This window comes from Alkalihalophilus sp. As8PL (assembly GCF_040939795.1).
Classification (GTDB): Bacteria; Bacillota; Bacilli; order Bacillales; family Bacillaceae_D; genus Alkalihalophilus; species Alkalihalophilus lindianensis.
In genome coordinates, this window is sequence record NZ_CP162551.1 from 3499413 (window position 1) to 3521121 (window position 21709).

Annotated in this window: 19 protein-coding genes, 1 tRNA gene and 2 riboswitches; of the genes, 16 read left to right on the plus strand and 4 right to left on the minus strand. The window is 39.6% G+C overall.

Going from position 1 to position 21709, the window contains the following annotated elements:
* Positions 1–13: 13 nt before the first annotated feature.
* Positions 14–961 (plus strand): permease, encoded by a 948-nt coding sequence (locus tag AB3N04_RS19170; protein WP_368506105.1) that lies wholly within the window; start codon positions 14–16, stop codon positions 959–961.
* Positions 962–1000: 39 nt separating this feature from the next.
* The gene (locus tag AB3N04_RS19175; RefSeq protein WP_368504153.1) at positions 1001–1792 is read left to right on the plus strand and encodes a TIGR03943 family protein; all 792 of its coding nucleotides are present in this window, start codon (positions 1001–1003) and stop codon (positions 1790–1792) included.
* Between the two features lie 160 nt (positions 1793–1952).
* Here the strand turns inward: AB3N04_RS19175 and AB3N04_RS19180 are convergent, their stop codons facing one another.
* Both AB3N04_RS19180 and AB3N04_RS19185 read right to left on the minus strand, forming a co-directional pair.
* On the minus strand, positions 1953–3032 hold the full coding sequence (locus tag AB3N04_RS19180; RefSeq protein WP_368504155.1) for a metallophosphoesterase: 1080 nt from the start codon (positions 3030–3032) through the stop codon (positions 1953–1955).
* A gap of 200 nt (positions 3033–3232) precedes the next feature.
* Positions 3233–4507: a flavin monoamine oxidase family protein gene (locus tag AB3N04_RS19185; RefSeq protein ID WP_368504156.1), complete on the minus strand. Its 1275-nt coding sequence runs from the start codon at positions 4505–4507 to the stop codon at positions 3233–3235.
* 256 nt (positions 4508–4763) lie between these two features.
* Between AB3N04_RS19185 and AB3N04_RS19190 the strand changes: the two genes are divergently transcribed.
* The 10 genes from AB3N04_RS19190 (at position 4764) to mgtE (AB3N04_RS19235) (ending at position 16071) form a co-directional block, all read left to right on the plus strand.
* On the plus strand, positions 4764–5864 hold the full coding sequence (locus AB3N04_RS19190; RefSeq protein WP_368504157.1) for a sorbosone dehydrogenase family protein: 1101 nt from the start codon (positions 4764–4766) through the stop codon (positions 5862–5864).
* A 370-nt stretch (positions 5865–6234) separates the two neighbouring features.
* Positions 6235–6711, plus strand: a complete 477-nt coding sequence (locus tag AB3N04_RS19195) for a cell wall hydrolase (RefSeq protein WP_368504158.1) — start codon at positions 6235–6237, stop codon at positions 6709–6711.
* Between the two features lie 23 nt (positions 6712–6734).
* Positions 6735–7199 (plus strand): spore coat protein GerQ, encoded by a 465-nt coding sequence (gerQ, locus tag AB3N04_RS19200; protein WP_368504159.1) that lies wholly within the window; start codon positions 6735–6737, stop codon positions 7197–7199.
* A gap of 404 nt (positions 7200–7603) precedes the next feature.
* Positions 7604–8107 (plus strand): ArsR/SmtB family transcription factor, encoded by a 504-nt coding sequence (locus tag AB3N04_RS19205; RefSeq protein ID WP_368504160.1) that lies wholly within the window; start codon positions 7604–7606, stop codon positions 8105–8107.
* Positions 8104–9387 (plus strand): MFS transporter, encoded by a 1284-nt coding sequence (locus tag AB3N04_RS19210; protein WP_368504161.1) that lies wholly within the window; start codon positions 8104–8106, stop codon positions 9385–9387. Before AB3N04_RS19205 ends, AB3N04_RS19210 begins: the two co-directional genes overlap by 4 nt.
* 77 nt (positions 9388–9464) lie before the next feature.
* A complete protein-coding gene (locus tag AB3N04_RS19215; RefSeq protein ID WP_368504162.1) occupies positions 9465–10031 on the plus strand; it encodes a DUF4256 domain-containing protein in 567 nt (188 codons plus the stop codon).
* Positions 10032–10673: 642 nt separating this feature from the next.
* Positions 10674–11642 (plus strand): metal ABC transporter substrate-binding protein, encoded by a 969-nt coding sequence (locus tag AB3N04_RS19220; RefSeq protein ID WP_368504163.1) that lies wholly within the window; start codon positions 10674–10676, stop codon positions 11640–11642.
* Positions 11643–11724: 82 nt separating this feature from the next.
* A riboswitch (M-box (ykoK) riboswitch) is annotated at positions 11725–11890 on the plus strand.
* Between the two features lie 449 nt (positions 11891–12339).
* Entirely contained in the window at positions 12340–13701 is a 1362-nt protein-coding gene (mgtE, locus tag AB3N04_RS19225; protein WP_368504164.1) for a magnesium transporter, read from the plus strand.
* A 5-nt stretch (positions 13702–13706) separates the two neighbouring features.
* A riboswitch (M-box (ykoK) riboswitch) is annotated at positions 13707–13869 on the plus strand.
* A gap of 94 nt (positions 13870–13963) precedes the next feature.
* Positions 13964–14674 carry an MgtC/SapB family protein gene (locus tag AB3N04_RS19230; RefSeq protein ID WP_368504165.1) on the plus strand — a complete coding sequence of 237 codons (711 nt, stop codon included), beginning with the start codon at positions 13964–13966 and terminating at the stop codon, positions 14672–14674.
* A gap of 32 nt (positions 14675–14706) precedes the next feature.
* A complete protein-coding gene (mgtE, locus tag AB3N04_RS19235; RefSeq protein WP_368504166.1) occupies positions 14707–16071 on the plus strand; it encodes a magnesium transporter in 1365 nt (454 codons plus the stop codon).
* Positions 16072–16319: 248 nt separating this feature from the next.
* Here mgtE (AB3N04_RS19235) and AB3N04_RS19240 read toward each other — a convergent pair.
* Positions 16320–16416: transfer RNA gene (locus AB3N04_RS19240), tRNA-Sec, on the minus strand.
* 162 nt (positions 16417–16578) lie between these two features.
* On the opposite strand from AB3N04_RS19240, the gene AB3N04_RS19245 reads away from it, so the two are divergent.
* Positions 16579–17274 (plus strand): hypothetical protein, encoded by a 696-nt coding sequence (locus AB3N04_RS19245; RefSeq protein ID WP_368504167.1) that lies wholly within the window; start codon positions 16579–16581, stop codon positions 17272–17274.
* A gap of 44 nt (positions 17275–17318) precedes the next feature.
* Here AB3N04_RS19245 and AB3N04_RS19250 read toward each other — a convergent pair whose 3' ends face one another.
* Entirely contained in the window at positions 17319–18146 is an 828-nt protein-coding gene (locus AB3N04_RS19250; RefSeq protein WP_368504168.1) for a hypothetical protein, read from the minus strand.
* A gap of 182 nt (positions 18147–18328) precedes the next feature.
* Here AB3N04_RS19250 and selB point away from each other — a divergent pair, with 182 nt between their 5' ends.
* The 3 genes from selB to AB3N04_RS19265 are packed head-to-tail and all read left to right on the plus strand — an operon-like array spanning position 18329 to position 21600.
* On the plus strand, positions 18329–20236 hold the full coding sequence (selB, locus tag AB3N04_RS19255; RefSeq protein ID WP_368504169.1) for a selenocysteine-specific translation elongation factor: 1908 nt from the start codon (positions 18329–18331) through the stop codon (positions 20234–20236).
* Between the two features lies 1 nt (position 20237).
* Positions 20238–21257, plus strand: coding sequence for a glycosyltransferase (locus AB3N04_RS19260; RefSeq protein ID WP_368504170.1), 1020 nt, complete (start codon positions 20238–20240; stop codon positions 21255–21257).
* Positions 21258–21270: 13 nt separating this feature from the next.
* A complete protein-coding gene (locus AB3N04_RS19265) occupies positions 21271–21600 on the plus strand; it encodes a hypothetical protein (protein ID WP_368504171.1) in 330 nt (109 codons plus the stop codon).
* The last annotated feature ends 109 nt before the right edge of the window (positions 21601–21709 follow it).

A 21709-nucleotide genomic window follows, 5' to 3' on the forward strand; every position in this document is an offset into this window, starting at 1 on the left:
TATTCTACTTGGAATGGCAGCCTTAGTCATCTCATTTAATAACAAGATCACCATAAGTAATTTTATATTGCTCCCCGAGTCATTTTTAACGTTTAATATGATCTTTCTAAGTATTTTAATTGAAGCCATTCCTTTTGTATTAATAGGTGTTTTTATTGCTGGTATGATTCAAGTATTTATGACAGAAGAGCATCTTAAAAAGCTTATTCCTAAAAATAAACTATTAGCTGTACTAACAAGTTGTCTTATAGGTGCTTTATTTCCAGCTTGTGAATGTGGAATTGTTCCTATTGTTCGTCGTTTAATCGCTAAAGGAGTTCCTCTTTTTGCTGGAATTGGTTTTCTTCTTACAGGTCCATTAATAAATCCCCTTGTTGTCATCTCAACTTATATGGCTTTTGGGGAAGATCTGAGAATGGCCATGTTAAGAATGGGTTTGGGACTAGTGATAGCGATCATTATTGCAGCAATAATTTGTATTCTCTTTAAGACCAATCAATTGAAAAGAAGGAAGGGGATGCCATATGGAAGTCTACCGGTCCCTAAGCAACCAATTGGAAAACGTATAAAGGCTATGCTTGAGCATGCAATTGATGAGTTCTTCGATATGGGTAAATTTTTAATCATAGGGGCATTATTAGCAGCATTTGTTCAAACATACATTTCAACTAAATCAATGCTTGGTTTGGGTGAAGGGATTATTGCTTCTACACTTGTTATGATGGGACTCGCTTTTCTACTTTCTTTGTGTTCAGAGGCTGATGCATTTATTGCTGCTTCATTTCGTCATCTCTTTCCGCAAACCTCTCTACTTGGATTCTTAATTTATGGACCAATGCTGGATTTGAAAAATACGATCATGTTAATGGCTGTATTTAACATACGCTTTGTCATGGTGCTTATGAGCATAATCACTCTTACTGTACTTGGAATCTTACTTTTCGTTCACCCATGGATATAAGAGGAGGGAATCGAAATCATACATATTCAAGTGAGACAAATGGTTAAAGCAATCATACTATTACTGTTTGCTGTATTTATTTTCATTTTGCATGAGACGGGGGAGATTGTTCGATTTATAAATCCTAATTATCTCTATTTTAGTCAAATCGCTTCTGTCATCTTTCTATTTTTATTTTTTGTACAAGTGCCTCGTATTTTTACATCTTCTGAATACGATCATAGTGAGTGTGGACCTTGGGGATGTAGTCATGAAGATGAGGGGGGAGGGATAACGGTTAAAACACTATTAACTTACGGTTTAATCATCCTACCATTACTAACAGGATTTCTTCTTCCTTATAAAGATTTCGGTGCAGCAGAGGCGCTTAAACGAGGGATTAGCTATTCAACTCATGATCATGGTCATGTAGAAGTGCATGATGAACTACTTGTTCATCAAATGGATGAAGGAGTACAAGAAATAGTAAAACAACCTATCCTTGAATTTGATAACGAGAATTTTGTAAGTTACATTCGTGCAGTTACTAGCTACCCCGTAAATTTTGTAGGAAAACAAATTTTAATAGAGGGCTTTATACTAGAGGATGACTCTTTTACTAATAAACACACGGTAATTACTAGATTTCTTGTCACCCATTGTGTTGCAGATGCTCATGCAGCGGGTCTAGTTATTGAAGAAGGAAGCATATTAGGGATTCACGAGAATACATGGGTTCGTATAAAAGGAGAATTGAATGTCAAAAAAAGTGATAGCGGTCTCATTCCAATTATCACCGTTAGCAGTTGGGAAGAGATCCACCCTCCTATGGACCCCTATGTGTATCCGTAACGGAGTTATTCGAGTATTATGATCAACCATCTCATCCTAATTAATTTGAGGACAATTATTTAGTACCGTTTCATGAAACCAAGAAAAGCCTCGACGCAGGATGAACTCACGAGAGGCTTTTTGTGATAGAATTATTCTTTTTTCATGATTAACTCATGCACTACTCCCAAAACCTCACATTAATCTCAACAACCTCAGATCTACTTCCAATACGAAATGGGGGTCCCCATATTCCATATCCAGATGAAACAATCGTATGAAGTTCGTCTATTTGTAAATGGCCATAATGATTTTCATAGATAGCGTTCGTAATTAAATTACCTGGAAACAACTGCCCTCTATGGGTGTGGCCTGCTACCATCACATCGACTCCGGCTGCACTTACTTCATCAAATTCTCCTGGCTGATGATCAACCAATAAGATAGGTTTGTCATGATCTAATTCTTCAGTAAGTTCAGCAATCGTTAATCGGTCGCGATCTGTGTAATCTTTTCTTCCGACAACGTAGAAGAGATCATCAATATTCGTAACTTCATCTGTTAATACTTCAATATCAATTTCATTCATTTCCTTTATGAAAGTAGGAATATCGTCGCTGTAATATTCATGATTACCTAATACTGCATAAACCCCCAATGGAGCGGTTAGGCCCGTCATGATTTCACCGAGGTTATGGGTATAATAGGGCTCTATACTATTATCGATAATATCACCAGCTAGTAAGATGATATCTGGTTCTACTTCATTTGAAAGGTTGATTAGTTTGGTAACAGTTCGAGGTCCAATCGTTTCGCTTATATGGATATCTGAAATTAGTAGAATTTTAAGTTCATTTAGTTCGGTTTCCTTAGCTACTTCAATCTCATAAGGTACAACGACAGGGTTCCACATGTTAATCGAGCCGTAAGTGAAAACAAATGCAAAAAAAGCAATGACACCAAAACCGAACCATTTTATTCCTCTTTTTTTAATGAGAAGGTATATGATATTCAAGAGAGGTAGGAGGATCAAGCTATATCCGAACACCACTAACCATATGCAACCAACCCATAGCAGACTGGAACTAGAGAACATCACAGCGAGGAAATAGGAAATAGAAATGAAGAATAGGGCGATGAAATACGTTCGTTTAAAACGAAACCCAAAGGATTTCTTAAGCCAAACCCAGCCATTATAGGCAACGTAGAAAGTAAGTGCAAAATAAACTAATAGAGATGCAATGATCATTAGAATGGGCATGAAGAGATACTCCTATAAATAAATTTTTAGTAACACTTACCATCATACCACTAGTTTTGTAGGAACTCATTTCTAAAGAACTAGGTTGTTCCTTTTTGAATAGTAAAAAAGGAACAACCTAATAATAGATCATATTTGAGGCATGGGTGCCAGCTCTGAATGGGTTAAAATATTTTGGGCTGGCATAACTACGCCATTTGTTAATCATTCAAAATACCGGATGCAGCTGTCATCCCAGCCAGGATCGCTCCTTCCATATAATAAGGGAAGCGTTCCGCAAGCTCACTGCTGGCGAAGACCATTTTATCCTTTGGTGTTCTCAAAACCTCAGCGGCGTTTAGAAGTGCACCGTAACGCAGGCAGGCTCCATAACCGCCACCGCAGAGTTTGTCTTCTACCCAAACGCTTTGCTCGACATCCTCATACATTTTAGCTTTCTCACCAAACACTTCTACGAGCATAGAAGTGGCCGTGTTGATACGCTCAGCTCTAGCCTTTTTGGCAAGGTCGAGTGCTGCGCTTGCCCCAATATACATGGTGAGGCGGTATTGACCACCTACTTTAGAGGATTCTATCACGGTTACCCCTTGCGGATCGGTAAACACTACGTCATGTACACCTCTTGCTTGACTTTGTACTTTATACTCGTGCCAAAATGGGTCATCAAATACCCACGTCGTTTTGATAATGGAACCATCTAGATAACTATCTAACGCCTTACGGTAGTGCTGCTCTAATGACTCTTCATATTCAAGTCGACTGGCTACAGTCGGTGGGACAGCAATGATGATTGCACTTGCCATATATGTCTGTTTGGTTGAAATGATTTTATAGCCTTCAGAGTTTTTTTCAATTCGCACGACCGGCTCCTCGTAGGCGATATTCTCAGCAATATTTCTCTCCATAAACGTGATAAGTTCTGATAAAGGAGCATTTACTTGATGAGTCATGTCATTTTCCTCCGATTCGAAGCGGAAAGTGCGGTCGAGTAGACCTCTGGCACTTACCTTCTGAGGATCAATATTGATTCTCTCGGCGTAGATGCTCGTTATAATCTGATTCTCCGTCTTTGTGAGAAGCAGTCTTCTAAGCAAATCTGACAGTCGTTCATCGGTTGATTGGAGCTTAGCTTGAATCTCCTCAAACTGCTTCTCATGTTGGCACACCGCATCCGAAATGATTTCTTTAGAAGGGAAACTAATACCAACAGTGTCGTTACCACTTTTTGTCTCAAGCAATTCCAGTCCTGCCCTTTGTACCCACTTTCCTATCTGATCCATATCTTTATTCACGAACTGCGCTCCCAACTCAAATGACCTCGCTCCATCAGGACCTACGAAAGATCGTACCTTTCCACCAGCCCTGGCAGATGCCTCAATCACTTTGTAATTTAAGCCTTTATCATGAAGCCCGTTTGCAGCTGATAGCCCAGCCAGACCAGCACCAATAATGACCACATCATATATTGTTGTCACACTCACCACACCTTTATCAATTATTTCACTTAAGTTTTAGTCCCCTCCAATTAAGGCCTAAACTTAATAAGGTTGAGGGAAGTGTTCTGAAAGAAATCTGATTTTTAGTTTAGGTAACATTGAGTATAATCGAATAGATTGGTCGGATTCAAATAGAGGTAGTTTGGATTTCCAGTGATGTAGGGTATCTAGGAAATAAGTTGGATTTACCAAACGTTTCTATTGAAGTGATCTTAATGAAGAAAGGAAGAGATAGATGAAAAAAGCTTTAACGATATGCGCTTTTTCCCTATTGCTAGCTGGGTGTTCTGCAGATGATCAACAAAATTCGGCAGCGGAGCAGGCTGTGTCAAGTGAGCAAGATCACGTTACAGAAGATGAGGAGAATAATGAGGGGGTAGAGGTCCTAGCCGAAAACCTTGAGATTCCTTGGTCGATTGCAAAGAGTGAGGACACCATCTACTTATCAGAAAGACCAGGGAGCATTATAAAAATAGAAAATGGAGAAATCGAACGGCAAAACGTACAGCTAGAAAAAGAGCTTGCGACTGCTGCTGAGGCAGGGTTGTTAGGGTTTGCGCTTGCACCTGATTTTACGGAGTCGAATCAAGCTTATGCTTACTATACGTACGAGGATAGCTCAGGACAGTTTAATCGAATTGTTACTCTACACTTAGAGGACGACATTTGGAGGGAAGAGAGCTTGCTTCTTGATCAAATACCAAGTGGTACATACCATCATGGGGGGCGACTTAAAATTGGACCTGATGAATATCTTTATGCAACGGCAGGAGATGCCTCTGACCCAGATCTAGCACAGGATCTTGACTCATTAGGTGGGAGCATATTAAGGATGAATCTTGATGGGACGATGCCAAATGATAATCCTTTTTCTGATTCCTACATCTATAGTTATGGACACCGAAACCCTCAAGGTATAACGTGGTCGTCTGATGACACGCTTTATTCAAGCGAGCACGGCAACAGTGCCAATGATGAAATCAACGAAATAAAAGCTGGTCAGAATTATGGTTGGCCGGTGATTGAGGGATCAGAGGAACAAGAAGGGATGGTTTCTCCGTTATTCACTTCCGGAGCCGGTACAACTTGGGCACCATCAGGAATGGATTATTATGATGGTAAATTATATGTAGCAGCACTTAGAGGAACTGCAGTAATAGAATTTGACCTTGAAACAGGAGACCAACGAGAAGTGCTAACGGATTATGGTAGAATACGTGATGTGTTAATAGAGGATGACTCTCTTTATTTCATCAGCAACAATACAGACGGACGTGGGAATCCACAGGAGGATGATGACAAGGTGTATCGAATCTCTCTTTCTGAAATCGAGTAATAAGATTTCGTCTTAATGTTACTCTAAAGAAATTAATCACATATAAAAGAGCCTCAGAATGTCTGAATCTTCCATAGACATTCTGGGGTTTTATTTTTCTCTCTATACAGATTTTAATCTCTAAATGGTGTTAGTCGCAACACCTTATTAATAACTTGAATCCTCTAAAGTGAAATTACTAACATCGTATAATTCACTCATTGAAGGGGCTTTTCAGCTGGACCTTCAATAACCGCCTTTATAAGAGAATCGTGAATTTTAATAGGAGTTAATTACTTTTTATATGCATTTTCAAGGTTTGGGCGGAAAGGCAAGCTTCGAAAACGGGCTACAAGCAATAAGTTACTATATAGACATAAGGGGTGAGAAAATGGGCAGGCGAATCAAACATACAGAAAATGATGTAACTGCATTAGCAAGGCTGATGCTGGCGGAGGCGATTGGTGAAGGCGCCGAAGGAATGGATCTGGTCGGAACAGTGGTGGCTAACCGTGTTGAGGCAGATTGTGAGCCAGACTTCACCAATTTACGTAATATCCGTCATGCAATTTATCAAACGATACCGGGAACGGGAATTCCTCACTTTGAGCCTGTTTTAAATGGAGCCTTGTATACACAGCGTCCCAGCGAAGAAGACCTCCAGAGGGCTAGAAACTTGTTGCAAGGTCATCGTAATCCACGAGCCCGAATGAATTTATGGTTTTTTAATCCGAGTCCAGGGCAATCATACCGAGACCCTTGTACCCCCACAATGCCAAGATCGCCTATGACGCAGTTCGATTTTGCATATAAAAATCATTGCTTCTATGTCGGTGTACCGGGCTATTGCCCAGAGTTTTATAGATAAAATAAAAAGGAGATGGACATCTCATGAATTATGGAAACTCTAATTATTATCCAATGAGCAATCAAGCTGGTTTTCAGCCAGTTACTACAATGGGGAGCGATCCCCCGCAGCAATTTACCGGCTTCCAGGCGGGTGTGCCTTCTGGACCTGCGTATTCAACGCCAGTAGTTCCGATGGGTACTGGACAGCAGCTGCTGATGGGCAGGGTGGAAGAATCGTTTATCGAAAACATCCTGCGCTACAACAAAGGTAAGATTGGTACTTTTTACTTTACCTACCAAGGGAACAGCGAATGGAATGCAATGGTATATCAAGGGCGTATTGAAACAGCTGGCCGTGACCATATCATTATCAGCGACCCTGCTAGCGGTAAACGCTACCTGCTGATGATGGCAAATCTCGACTGGGTAGAATTTGAAGATCGAATTAACTATCCTCACACGGAAATTAGTCCGGAAATCCAGGCGTCCATGGAAATATCGGAGTGATGTAGTAGAATACTAAAAAGATCATTGTCAAAATGACTGAATCATGCCAAGTAGACAGTGGAAATATTTAAAATAATTTAAGCGGCCCATTTACGGAAAATGAAGGCACAAGATTGAGTATGAAATCAACATGATTTCATGCTCTTTTCATTAGCAATAATACTGACGGACGTGGGAATCCACGGAAGAATGATGACAAGTTGTATAGAATCTCTCTTTTTACTAACCGCGATAAAACTAAATAGATACAATCACAAACCAAATCACCAAAAGGAAGCTGACTTAAACTCAGCTTTCTTTTTTACTGTTTATTCCAAAAATCACTTGCTTCTCTCCAACTGCATATGATAATCTAAATTTACAGATTGATGATCTAATAAATTAGATCGAAAGGATGAAAAGATATGAAAGACGCAAAAAAATCAGCAGACATATCGGTCGAACAGGCAAAGCTATTAGGAAATGCTTTGCGCGTAAAGATTATGAAACAGCTTTTAGATAAACCAAAAACGTCGAAACAAGTAGCCACGCAGCTCGGTCAATCGCCAGGAAATGTACATTATCATTTGAAAAAACTCCATGAAGGAGGGCTGCTTGAATTAGTGGAGGAAAAACCTTTTGGCGGAGTTGTGGAGAAATATTATAAAGCCGTGGCGAGTCGCTTCAACTCACCGGGAGGAGCGATGGATCCTGTTTTAAAAGAAGGGTTTCAGTCCCGTGATTCTTCCCTGATAAGCATCCGTTTAGAATTAACCGCCGAACAACGGAAAGACCTGCAAGAAGAATTTTTGGAATTTTTAGAGACATGGGTGGAGAAATCCTCCCACACACCTGCAAACGAAAAAACAGAGGAGTTCAGTGTTGGGGTTAAGATCGTCTCGACTGAACCAAAGGAGGAAAAGGAATGAAGCTGTTTTTAAATCGCAATTTCGCCTGCATGTTTTTTGGTCGGATCTTAACCAATGTCGGTGACAGTTTATACGCTGTTGCCGCTATGTGGCTCGTCTATGATCTGGGAGGTTCGACCTTCTATACTGGGCTTGCAGGTTTTTTAACGATCCTTCCCAGAATGATTCAGCTTCTCTCAGGACCCATTATTGATCGACTGCCAATAAGAAAACTCCTCATCACGACACAACTCACACAGGCTCTTCTACTATTAATCATTCCCGTCGCTTCTTACTATGGATTTCTCACAGTTACTCTCGTGCTCATCATTTCCCCCATCTTAACGACATTAAATATGTTTGTATATCCAGCGCAAATGGCTGCGCTCCCATCTCTTGTTGAAAATGATGATTTAACAAAAGCGAATTCCTACTTTACTGTTGCCTATCAAGGTATTGAAATAGGATGTAACGCCATCGCAGGAATACTAATTGTTGCCATTGGGGCTGTATCGATTTATGTTCTTGACTCAATTATGTTTATGGTTGGAGCTATTTTGTTCTCCCTATTACGAGTACCAACGGCTGAGAAACAAAGAAAGATACCAGCGAAAAGTATCAGTTCTTTTTTAAGCACTTATGTGACCGAGTTAAAAGAAGGAGTAAGTGTGCTCTTTAATAAAACGTTATCAAAGCTCTTGTTAGGTGTGATCGGCATTAACCTCGTAGGAGGAGCAACATTTGTTGTTCTTCCAGCCTTTAGTGACTATAAGGGAGGAGTAGAGATCTTTGGATTCCTTCTCATGGCACAAGCTGCAGGAAGTTTAACTGGCGCTCTTTTGACCCCGTATTTAAAGCTTGAACGATTTGGCTTAGGAAGGGTGTATGCCTATGCGTTTATGGTTAGCGGTGTTCTGTGGTCTATCGCTATTTTTAGTCCGTGGACGTGGCTAGTCGTAACCCTTTATGGTCTTGCATGGCTTCCAGGTGGTATAACGAATATATTAATTAATACAGTTCTTCAAAAAGGCATTCCTAAGAAACTACTGGGCCGTGTATTCTCAGCTGCATATAGCATCAGCGGAATTGCTCTTCCGTTAGGCTCTTTGACCGGAGGGGTGCTCGGTGTTTACATCGGTAGTCAATACGTGATCGCCCTTAGCGGAATTGTCGTCCTTTGTGTTGGTGTGTTCTGGTTAGTTGATAAACAAACAAGAAACCTTCCTAAAATCAATGAAATTAACGAAACAACTTTTCAAAAGGAGCAGCCAAAAGAAATCATTCTTACAGAGACGGTTTAGAGTGGAAAGAGATAGGTATGTAAACGTTTTATGATAAAATTGACAGTGAATAATGCCTAAAATGAGGAGGACAGAAGATGCCTACTAAAAATAAACAATTATCTGCGGAACAACGTGAAGTCTTACTAACTACATTAAAAAAACGTTTTGAGAAAAATATCGATCGTCACGCAAAGATCGAGTGGGCAGACGTCCAAGCTAAACTTGAAGAAAATAGTGAAAAGCTTTGGTCAGTCCATGCAATGGAAGAAACAGGCGGAGAGCCAGATGTAGTTGGGTATGATGCTGAAAAGGGAGAATATCTATTTGTAGATTGTTCAAAAGAAAGCCCTAAAGGTCGCAGAAGTGTTTGTTACGACCGTGCTGCGCTTGAGTCCAGAAAGAAATTCCCACCAGAAAATACCGTGATGGATATGGCTTCTGAGATGGGGATTGAGCTGTTAACAGAAGATCAATATAGAGACTTACAGAAGCTAGGAGAATTTGATTTAAAAAGTTCGAGTTGGATCATGACACCGGAATCAATTCGAAGCCTAGGAGGCGCGCTATTCTGTGATCGTCGCTATAATACGGTCTTTTTGTACCACAACGGAGCAGATTCCTACTATGCAGCGCGGGGGTTCCGAGGGTTGTTGAGAGTTTAATGGTCAATAGTGACATTATGTTTTTGAGGAAATGATTATAGTTAAAAACAAGCGGCTACTGATTAGAGTAGTCGCTTGTTTTGGTTTATCAGCTTAGCATAACTTGATATTTCTTGGTTTAAAGCAGTAAAAAACCCCAGCATTCTTTTATCAATTTTACTGAGAACTGAGAAAAGAACAAGGTATCAGTTAAAAAGCTATTAACTACATAATATATTAAGGCTAAAAGGGGAATTAGAACAGCTATGTGTAAGATTGCCATTACAATAGGATCATGTCAAATACTCCTACCGTTTCAGTATATTGACATAAAGGGTACAGAACGACAAAAAAATAATAGTCATTGTTATGTTTGGGATTATTTCTTTGTTTCTTATCTTTGTAAATAAAAGAGTTTAAAGAAATTAAGAATAAAGGTGGAGTTTGGCCTTCTGCTGAAGAAACGAGCGTCTATTAAAACAATAGTATTAATAAAGCAGTGGTTTATGTTAAGAAGAAATTTAAGAAAAGTGTAGACAAAACAAGCTAAAATGTGAAAAGATAGTTATGTTGCACAAGGGAAACAAAAAATTTTTTTGCCCAAAAGTTTCCCTTGTCCAAGATATTTAGTGATAGACAAATTAGGAAAAAGGAGAGGAAGTTATGTTAAGAAAAAAGGGTTATTTTATGATTGTTTTAAGCCTAGCTTTCCTGTTGGTAGTTGGGTGTAGTTCAGAAGGGACGCAGCAAGAAGACATCAAATCAGAACAAGAGACAACCGATTATACGGAGGACTCTGCAGAAGATGCAACTGTCTCAGAAGATGAAGGACTTACGATTACCACAAGTTTTTCGATCTTAGGTGATATTATTGGTACGATAGTAGGAGAAAGAGGAACGATTGATTACATTGTTCCAATTGGTGAAGAGCCGCATGAATATGAACCAGTACCAAGTGATTTTCAAAAAGTTAGTGACTCGGATGTCTTTTATGTAAATGGACTTGGTTTAGAAGAATGGCTTGAGAAATTGGTTGAAAGTGTTGGTGATATTCCAATCGTTTCTGTAAGTGAAGGAGTCACACCGATTATGCTTGAAGGGGAAGAAGAAGAAGATCCTCATGCTTGGATGAGTGTAGCGAATGTGAAAGTTTATGTTGAAAATGTTGTAGAAGACTTAATTGAACGTGATCCTGCAGGAGAGCAAACGTATCGTGAAAATGCAGATGCCTATTTAGCAGAGCTAGTGGAATTAGATGCATTTATTAAAGCTGAAGTCGAAGCAATCCCTGAAGAAAACCGAGTGATAGTTGTTAGTGAAGATGCCTTTAAGTATTTTGGTGAGGCTTATGGTTTTCAAACAGAGGGAGTTTGGGAAATTAATTCTCATGAAGAAGGGACTCCAGGACAAATGGCACGTCTCATTGATGTAGTCAATGATCAAAACGTTCCAGCAATCTTTGTAGAAACGACGGTAGATCCCCGCTATATGGAGACGGTTTCTAATAACTCAGGAGTAGATATAGCAGGAGAAGTTTATACAGATGCTGTTGGGCAAGAAGAAAGTGGAGCAGAAACATACGTGTTAATGATGAAACACAATGTTGATACTTTTGTTAGCGGTTTGAAGTAATAATTAATAGTCAAGGAAGACTTTCTATATTAAATGGCTGTTGACAAATCGTAATGATTCCTGTAATCTCAGAACTGTTAACTGAATACCTCGTTAGGTGAGGCTCCTGTGCTGGAGATACGCTGCTGCCCAAAAACGTCCAAAGACGCCAATGGGTCAACAGGAACCATCGACATAAGGTGGTTTTTAATGTAGCTGGATTCGTCCTATGCCGCACAGTGCTAAAGCTCTACGAATGGAGGGAACTGGGCACTTATTTGCTGTGTTTTACTTTGACATATTTTGTTAGAGTAGGGCTCTGTTTAATTTTGCTGTGCAAAAGACATCTTCATTCTTTGAAGGTGTCTTTTTTGTTTTCTTGATAAGCATATGAGGTATTTATTCAAATTTGGTATCTGGAGGTGGTTTGAATTGGATGGTAGTCCTACACCTGAATCGCGTTATTTGTATTTTTCATACACAAATAAAATTGATATGAAAATCAAATCCTGTCATAGAGGAGGATATCAACAGGACTAAGTTTTTTGTAGGGCAGGATTTATTTAAAAATCGAGAAAACATTTAGGTATAGAAGTAGTCGGTACTCGAATCTATGCATAAGTTGGCAATTCAGAAAAAAATACATCTAACAGGTGTTCTTTCATATTTGTTCTTCATTCAAGAAGGCAATTGAACACCTCAAATAAGGAGGGGTACTATGGTTAAATTAGATGAACAAAATCGTGAACAATATAAACAGTTCATTTTAGATACACTCAAAGCAGGGGATCGTGCTCAATTTCGTGAAATATTTTTAAAATTACATCGCACTGATCAAGTCGAGATTTTTGATAAATTAGAAGGTGATACTCGGGGGAGTGTGTATGAATACTTAACTCCAGAAGATTTTTCTCGTATTTTCGAGGGTTTAGAAATTGAGCAACAAAAACAAATTTATCAAGAACTCGATGAAAGCTATTCTTCAGAGATGTTTAATAACATGTTTGCAGATGATGTCGCTGACTTTTTGGCTGTTATGACTGGTGAAAAAGCAGAAGATATTTTGCAGAAAATGAACAAAGAAGAAGCAGATGATGTCAAAGAATTAATGTCATACGAACCTGAGACAGCTGGGGCTGTTATGACAAAGGAATTTGTTAGCATATTATCAACAGATATTGTGTCAAATGTCATTGAGAAATTAAGAAATGATGCTCCAGATGCTGAAACAATCTACTATTTATATGTGGTTGATCAGCTAGAAAAGTTGGTTGGTGTTATTTCACTTAGAGATCTCATTACGGCTCAACCAACTGAAGTGATTGAAAATATCATGAGCACGAGAGTTGTGTCTGTAACGGATGACATGGACCAAGAAGATGTTGCAAATTTGATTAAGAAATATGATTTCTTAGCAGTGCCTGTTGTTTCCAAGCAAAATCATCTCGTTGGGATCATCACATTTGATGATGTTCTTGATATTTTAGAAGAAGAGGCGACAGAAGATTTAGGTGAGATTTCAGCTGCTAAAGGGGCAACGGATGTCAATGTTAGCTCATTTACCGCCGCTAAAAAGCGTTCACCATGGATCATCATGCTCATGTTTTTTGGTCTGATTACAGCAGGGGTTATTGGACAATTTGAAGAGACGTTAGAAGAAATTGTATTATTAGCTGTCTTTATTCCACTTATTATGGACTCTGCTGGTAATACAGGTACACAATCTTTAGCAGTTGCTGTTCGTGGTCTAGCACTTGGAACAATTAAAAGAGGAAGCATCGGAAATATGGTCAAACGTGAGTTAGGTACTGGGGTTATGCTTGGATTAATATGTATGGTAGTTTTAAGTATAACGATAACCATCATGTACCAACATTGGATGTTAGCATTGATTGTTGGGTTCTCTATCTTCTGTACTTTAAGTGTTGCGACTGTTATTGGAGCAACGGTACCACTTGTGATTAATAAATTGAAGTTAGATCCTGCTATTGCATCGGGACCATTCATTACAACTGTAAATGATATTCTTGGTTTATTAATTTACTTCTCTATTGCGACAGCTCTACTTGATTTCTTATAAAACTATAGAGGCTTCGTTAGGTGAGGCTCCTGTATGGAGATATGCTGCTACCCAGAAATGTCGAGAGACGCCAATGGGTCAACAGAAACTATCGATCAAGGTGGTTTTTAATGTAGCTGGACATTTCCTATGCCATACAGTGCTAAAACTCAACGATTGAAGTGGATAGCTTATGTTTTGGAAAGGCACCCTCGATCGTTTTGGGTGTCTTTCTCTTTTATGGAAAATCTAAAAAAAATCAGAAGTAAAGAAGGTGAACACAATGATGAATGAACTTGAATTAGTTCTAAAACTATCTCTCGCACTATTTTTTGGTTTATTAATCGGAATTGATCGTCAATTAAAACACAAACCACTAGGCTTAAAAACGTGTATGATCATTTGTGTTGCCAGTTGTATGGTAACAATCGTATCAATCGAATCGTTTCATAAATTCGCTACTCCTACGTACCACGCAATGGATCCGATGCGGCTAACTGCACAAATTGTAAGTGGGGTTGGTTTTCTAGGGGCTGGTGTGATTCTACGTAGAAATAATGACGTTATCTCAGGGTTAACAAGTGCTGCGGTTATTTGGGCAGCGTCTGGACTTGGGATTGCAGTGGGTGCGGGTTTTTATTTATTACCAACGATTGCTGTCATTCTATTTATATTAGCGATTAATTATATTCCAGCGGTAATCAAACTAGTGGGGCCAGCAGCATTAAGCCAACGAGATGTCCTTGTAAAAGTTGTGATGGAACCTAATTTCAAAATAACCGAGCTGGTTAAAGCCATTGAGCGTAAAGGGCAAGGCCTAAATGAACACGAGAAGAGCGATATTATAATTAGAAATTTAAAGCTAAAAGATCTGGATAATGGTAATCAACAAATTGACTTAAAGTTATCTGCTCCAGAAAAACAGTATACGACAGAGATTTATTATCTTATTAAAAAAATTGACAATGTCATTTCAGTTGAGATCGAACATTGATTGTAAGTTCGTGAGGAAGGAGGCTTGGTGTAATGAAAAAAATAAGCATGAAAAATCGTGAAGAATACACGTATTATCTATTCATGTATTTAAAGAACAAACAAAAAGATTTATTTAGAGAAGAGTTTTTAGATTTGCATCCAACAGACCAAGTTGAGATCTTTAAACAAATGAGTCCAGAAAAACGGAAAAGGGTTTATCATTATCTAACAGCAAATGAGTTTGCCGAGTTATTTATAGGGCTTAGATTACATGAACAAAAGCAGATTTTTACAGAACTTGAGGATAACTATGCGGTTGAAATGTTAGGTGAGCTACCTGCTGATGAGATCACCGATTTCTTTAATGAAATCCCTGAGCATATCGCAACTTATTTATTAGATAAGATGGAAAATACCGAAGCTGAAAACATTAAGTTGCTCCTCACGTATAAGGATGATTCTGCTGGTGCCCTGATGACAACGGAGTTTATTAAGGTTTCACCTAATGTAACGGTATCACAAGTAATGGACCAGCTACGCTTGGAAGGCATGGATGCAGAAACCATTTATTATATTTATGTAGTCGATGAATTAGATGAGCTTATTGGTGTCGTTTCATTACGTGAATTAATATCGACTTCGTCAGATATGACCGTTGATCAAGTAATGAAAGAACAAGTCGTTTCAGTTTCTCCAACAACCGATCAAGAACAAGTTTCTACTATTATTAAAGACTACAACCTACTAGCCGTTCCAGTCATTACATCTGAAGACAAAATCATAGGAATCGTAACCGTCGATGATGTTATGGACGTAATGGAAGAAGAAATCACTGAAGATTTAGGAGAGTTCGCAGCTGTTAAAGGTGCCCTTGATTTAGACGTGACTTCTTTTACAGCAACGAAAAAAAGGTTACCTTGGTTGATTCTTTTATTATTTATTGGGATGTTTACAGCAGGGCTGATTGGATCCTTTGAAGCAACTTTAGCCGAGGTGGCTATGTTAGCGGTGTTTATTCCTTTAATTGCTGATATGGCAGGAAATACAGGAACTCAATCATTAGCTGTTGTTGTTCGAGGATTGGCACTTGATAAGTTTGATCGAAAAGCTGTATTTCGCTTAATCAAAAGAGAGGCTGCTACTGGCTTGATGATGGGTATTGCATGTGGTGTACTCGTTTCGGTGATTGCTATACTTATTCCACAAGGAAGTGTCGTACTTGGTTTTATTATTGGGACATCTCTCTTTGTGACAATTCTTTTTTCAACATTATCTGGAACTATCATCCCCTTGGTTATTAATAAGTTAAAAATTGATCCTGCTGTAGCATCTGGTCCCTTTATTACAAGCATTAATGATATTCTAGGATTGTTCATTTACTTCTCAATTGCCACATCATTGTTGCATTATTTATAAAGCTACCAATAATTCTTGAGTAAGCAAGTGGTGATTGGATCCCCAGGATGAGCCTTTTTATAATGTGTAGCTTCGTATAGTAGGCAGGCTTATGAGACACGCAAAAACCTCCTACACAGTCAATAGTAAATGACTATGTAGGAGGTTTTTCTTTGTGGTCTCATTGAACGGCCCGGAATAGTCTTATTCCAAATGGATCATTAGACCGTGCTGATTGTATATATTGTCATTAAATAAAAAGCTTAATATGGCGGGACTGTGTAGGAATCGAACCTACCAGAGACGGCACGCGCCTCTCGAGCGGTTTTGAAGACCGTGACGAACACCAGTGTCGCAGCCAGCCCCATACATGTTTTAAGACGCTCTTTATTATGCACGAATGGTTTATGTTTTTCAAGCAAAAATACTTCTTATTGAAATGAATGACGACTAAAACGAGATAGGCAGTCATAAGAATTAATAGTATACTGGATTGATTGTCAAAAAGTGTGTAATGGGGGAGTCGTCGTGGATAGCGAGAATAAGAAGAGTTTTATTCCTAAAGCGTTCAATAAGAGTATGGGGATCATCCTAGCCATTTCTGTCCTTTTCATTATTGTTGCAGCCGTCATCGCTTATAACATGGGTAATAATAACGCAACGATTGAATTAGAGGGCGAAAAAATTACTTTAGAGGAGATCAAACAGCAAATTACTGCCTATGAGCAAGAACAAGTGGAACATCAGGAGAAAACAGCTGAGAGCAAAGCGGAGTATGAGGCTAAAAAACAGGAATTAGATGAGTTGAGTGAAGAGTACCGTGAAGTGAAAGCATTAGTGAGAAGAAGTGACGAACTTTCTAGCCAAATAAAAGAGATCGAGCAATCATTGGAACAGAAAGATTCAGAGGTGAGTTCACTAGACGCAGCACTTAGTGAGAAGCAATCGGAATTAGAGCTGTTAACGAATAGCATAGTTGAAAAAAAGGAAGAACCGAGAGTCCTTTCTGCCGGTGTGTTTACTGTAGGAACAGACCTTCCAGCGGGTAGATACAAGATCGAGCCCAACTCAGGCAGTGGCAACTATTTTGTAAATAGTGGAATGAAGACTAATATTATTTTAGGGAAAGGTGATAGCTTCTACTTATCTGAATATATTATGGCGTTTTCAGATGGAGATGAAATTGAAGCGACTCTCCCAGTCAAATACACACCAGTTGAATAATAAAGCCTCTTAAAAGTCATCGAATTTCGATGGCTTTTTTGTTTTTAAGCCTGTAGCCAAAACGACCATTTTTCTCGTTGATGAACTTCTTGTCGCTTGATGACAACAAGCATAGCAGCAAGTGTTCCGTAATAGTAGTGGCGAAGGCCTTTATCAATTCGTCCATGTTTGTATTTTTTGATGGTTTCTTTGAAAGCTTGGATGATGGTAAGGAGGTAGTCTTCAATTGGGTTGTCTAATTGCATGCGGTTGTAAACAGACTTTGCTGTTCCCCATAGTTTGTAAGTGAAGTTTTCTTCGAGGTCTTCAAAAGCTTGTAGTAAGGTAACAAATCGGGAAGGTATATCAAATAGATTAGATGATAAATTGGTCGTTTGCTCGTCTTTTGTACGAATGATTCGATTTTGATTTTTAGCTTTATCTTTAAAAAGAGCTTTAGAGGCTGAATTGGAGGGTGTAATCCTTGCTGGGTCAGTCTTTTTCGCTTGAGGGCGGTTTATCAATTTTTCCTCTGACGGTTTATCAAATGCCTCGAAAACATACACACAGTGACTGAAACCGCCTTTGGCTCGAATCGTATGATGGATCGTAAGAATCTTTAATTCTTTCGCTTTTTTGAGCATGCGATCAAAACTAGCTCGAGAGATTCCTCTCTCTTTTTGGTGGGTGGCTTGGACGAGCTTACTTACTCTAGCATTGCAGATGCCATGATGTTTCACGCTATAGCGAATAAGCCGATCGAGGGCGACTCGTTCAGCTTTTGTAAAGCGTTCTTTATGTAGGGAAAGATGATGATCAATGGCTTGGTTAAAACTCGTAACGGAATCAAACTGGCAAAGATGCTTATATTGTTCGATATGACCAGAATTCATGATGGGCACTCTCCTTATTTAAAAGTCAGAGCATGTAAACTCTCTCTAACTAGTAAATAGCTTGCTTGAATGAAAAGAGGTGAGGCCAGTGTGAATCTTTTTGGCAAATCCCTTTTAACTGACTTAGCGCGTGTAGTATGATAAGACGATGTACATACGGATCACAAAGGAAGTGGCTAGTTTTGAAAAAACATTACACGATCGGAATGGCTGGACATATTGATCACGGCAAGACCTCTTTAACCAAAGCATTAACGAATGTCTACACAGATCGATTAAAGGAAGAGCAGGAGCGTAACATTTCTATAGAGCTTGGCTATGCGCCGCTTTCCTTATCTGATGAGATGGAAGTCTCGATTATTGATGTGCCAGGACATGAGCGCTTCATTAGGCAAATGATTGCCGGTGTCGCTGGGATTGATATGGTGATGCTCGTGATTGCAGCGGATGAAGGAGTGATGCCGCAAACGCGCGAGCATTTAGATATTCTCACTTTACTCGGGATCAAACGTGGGGTAATCGTCGTCACGAAGATCAATAAAGTGGACGAGGAAATGCTAGAGCTTGCCCAAATGGATATCGAAGAATCGATTGAAGGCACCTTTTTAGCAGAGCAACCGTTCTTTTTTGTCGATAGCATAGAAGAAGTAGGTTTAGAGCAGTTAAAAGAAGGCTTAATCAAAGAGTTAACGAACATCCCTGAACGAAATGCCAATGGTTCATTCAGACTCCCAATTGATCAAGTTTTCACTGTCCACGGACAAGGGACAGTGGTAAGAGGCACCGTTTATGAAGGCATGGTCCAAGAAGGGGACATGGTCGAAGTGTTGCCTCAAGGTGGATTAGTCCGTGCGAGACAGCTTCAAGTGCATCACGAAACGAGAGCATCCGGACAAGCTGGGCAACGGGTGGCGATCAATTTAGGTGGAATTGAGAAATCAACATTGAAGCGTGGGGATGTCATTTGTGCACCGAGCCAATATGAATCAACGGAAACGATCGATATCGCCTTGCAAACAGTGGCCAATCTTGATCATGTCATGAAACAACGACAAGCGATCAAATTGCATCTCGGAACATCAGAAGTATACGGGAAAATTGTCTTTTTTGACCGGAATGAATTGACGGCTGATCCAAATGAAGTGCTATGTCAATTGCGTTTGGATGCTCCAGTTGTGACAAGAAGAGGGGATCGTTTCATTATCAGACGTCCTTCTCCAATGGAAACAATAGGCGGAGGTCAAGTAATTGATGCGCACGGAAAACGATATAAATTTGGTGAGGAAACGATTCACATGCTTGCGAAGAAAAGAGAAGGCACGCCAGAGGAATTAATTACGGACGCTCTTCTTGAGAAAAAAGTGCTTTCTATCAAAGATTTAATTTCACATACCGGATTACAAGCAGAAACGGTCAAATCCGTCATTAGTGGAGAGGCATTTGTGAAGCTTAATGGCCAAGAGGTGACAAGCACGGATGTGTTGAATTTAGTAACGAGGACGATCCAGCATGATCTATCTACGTATCATGAGGAATTTCCGATGAGAAAAGGAATGCCTAAAGCGGAACTGATTCAAGCCAATAAATCGACGTTCTCAAAAGGATTAGTCGAAACCGTGATTAATCACGAGGCAGAGAAGCAAGCAATCAATGTGATAGGTCCGACGGTAGCTCTTACTGACCACACCCCGCACCCTCCACTAAAATGGGAGAAGCGAGTGTACAATGCATTAGATACATTGGAAAAAGAAGACTTTAAAGTATCACCGCTAGTAGAGCATTTAGCAAACCAACAGCTGCCATCTAATTTGACCGACGAACTGATTCATTATGCGACTCAAGAGGAGCTCGTGTTTGGTTTAGATGAGAAGTTATTTATTCACCATGTGCCATTTAAAAAGATGGTCCATAGGTTAAATGATGAGACAAGTGAGCGTTTCAGCTTGCAGGATGCGAAGGAAGCTACCGGTTTATCACGCAAGTATTTAGTGCCCTTTTTAGAGAAGCTAGATGAATTAAAGCTAACCAAACGTGATGAACAAGAAAGAATCTGGATGACGAGTCATCTTGAGGAATGGATGAGCGAGTAATATGAAAATCTTATTTTTTACCCCTTACTACAATCAAAATCGTGGAAATGCGACGACGGCGAAACGAATTGTGCATGGGCTGCGTCTTATGGATATAGAAGTGTTTGTCTTTGCTTATGAAGAGGAGAATTGGTCTCATCAGTGGCAGCAAATCCTCCTAGCAGTTGACTTGTATCATATTCTTCATTTAAGACGATTCGCCAGCTGGCAGAAACAGCAGGAGATCACGCTCGAAAAACCCTATGTGCTTACTTCAGGGGGCACAGATATCAATGAAGATTTAGCCGACACATATGCTCGTGATTTAATGGGTAATGTAGCAGATGATTCTTGTTCTGTTACCGTGTTCACAGAGGATGGGAAGCGAAAAATAGAGGATTCTTATCCTGAACTAGTAGAACGAACGCATGTCATTCCGCAAAGCATTTGGTTACCTGATGCGAAACAGACAACAAATGAGTTGCCAAAAGGAGATCCAGTAATCGTGCTTCCTGCTGGATTACGAGCAGTAAAAGATATATTCTATGTATGGGAAGCATTCAAAGAGCTTGCCGCAGACTATCCCGAGCTGAAGGTCGTATTTGTAGGAGCTGCGTTAGACGATTCCCTGTTAACAGAAGTGAGAGAGCGAGAAAAAAATAATTCATGGTTTAGCTATATTGGCGAAGTATCTTTAGAGGAAATGCATCATATTTATGAACAGGCGGATATTGTCATTAATTCTTCCTTATCAGAAGGTCAACCGACTGCATTGCTTGAAGCGATGCACGTCGGGAAGGTCGTGATCGCTCGGGACATCCCTGGTAATCGAAGTGTCGTGATTGATCAGGATACCGGTTTTCTTTTTCATTCGAATCAGCAATTTAAAGAAATTATATGTGAGCTAATGTCTGACCCGCTAAAAGCCTCAAACGTGGCTGAGCAAGGCCGTCGCTATGTGGCTAAACATCATCAACTTACTGCTGAAATCAGTGCGTATGTAGACGTTTATCGTCATTGTATACGTAAGGCAATTAACTAAAGGGGGGATTAGGATGGTTCGATTGATTTACTACTATGCTGTGATGTTCATAACACTTGTGATGATGATTGGGGGCGGGGTCGCTATGGCGATGAATCTCTCTGACCTTGTCGCTCCGAGCCCTTATTATTATTCGTATCAAGATTTTAAGATGAATCATGAATCAACACCGAATTTTGATAAAACAGAAGAAGAACTTCGAGTTATGTATGAACAGATGCAAGAAGAGCAAATCGAGATGCAGCGAACCCAAGCCATCAATCAATTACTTAAAAACATTGCATGGATCCTCATCCCCCTTCCGTTTTTCTTTCTTTCACGTAGACAACTGAAAAAAGAGTGAAACACTGAATCTACTGCCACATAAAAAGGGACATTTCTTTACAAATGCCCTCTGTGGTGGTAGATTCATTTCATGTAAAAAAGTAGGAAACGAGTAGAATGGAGAGATA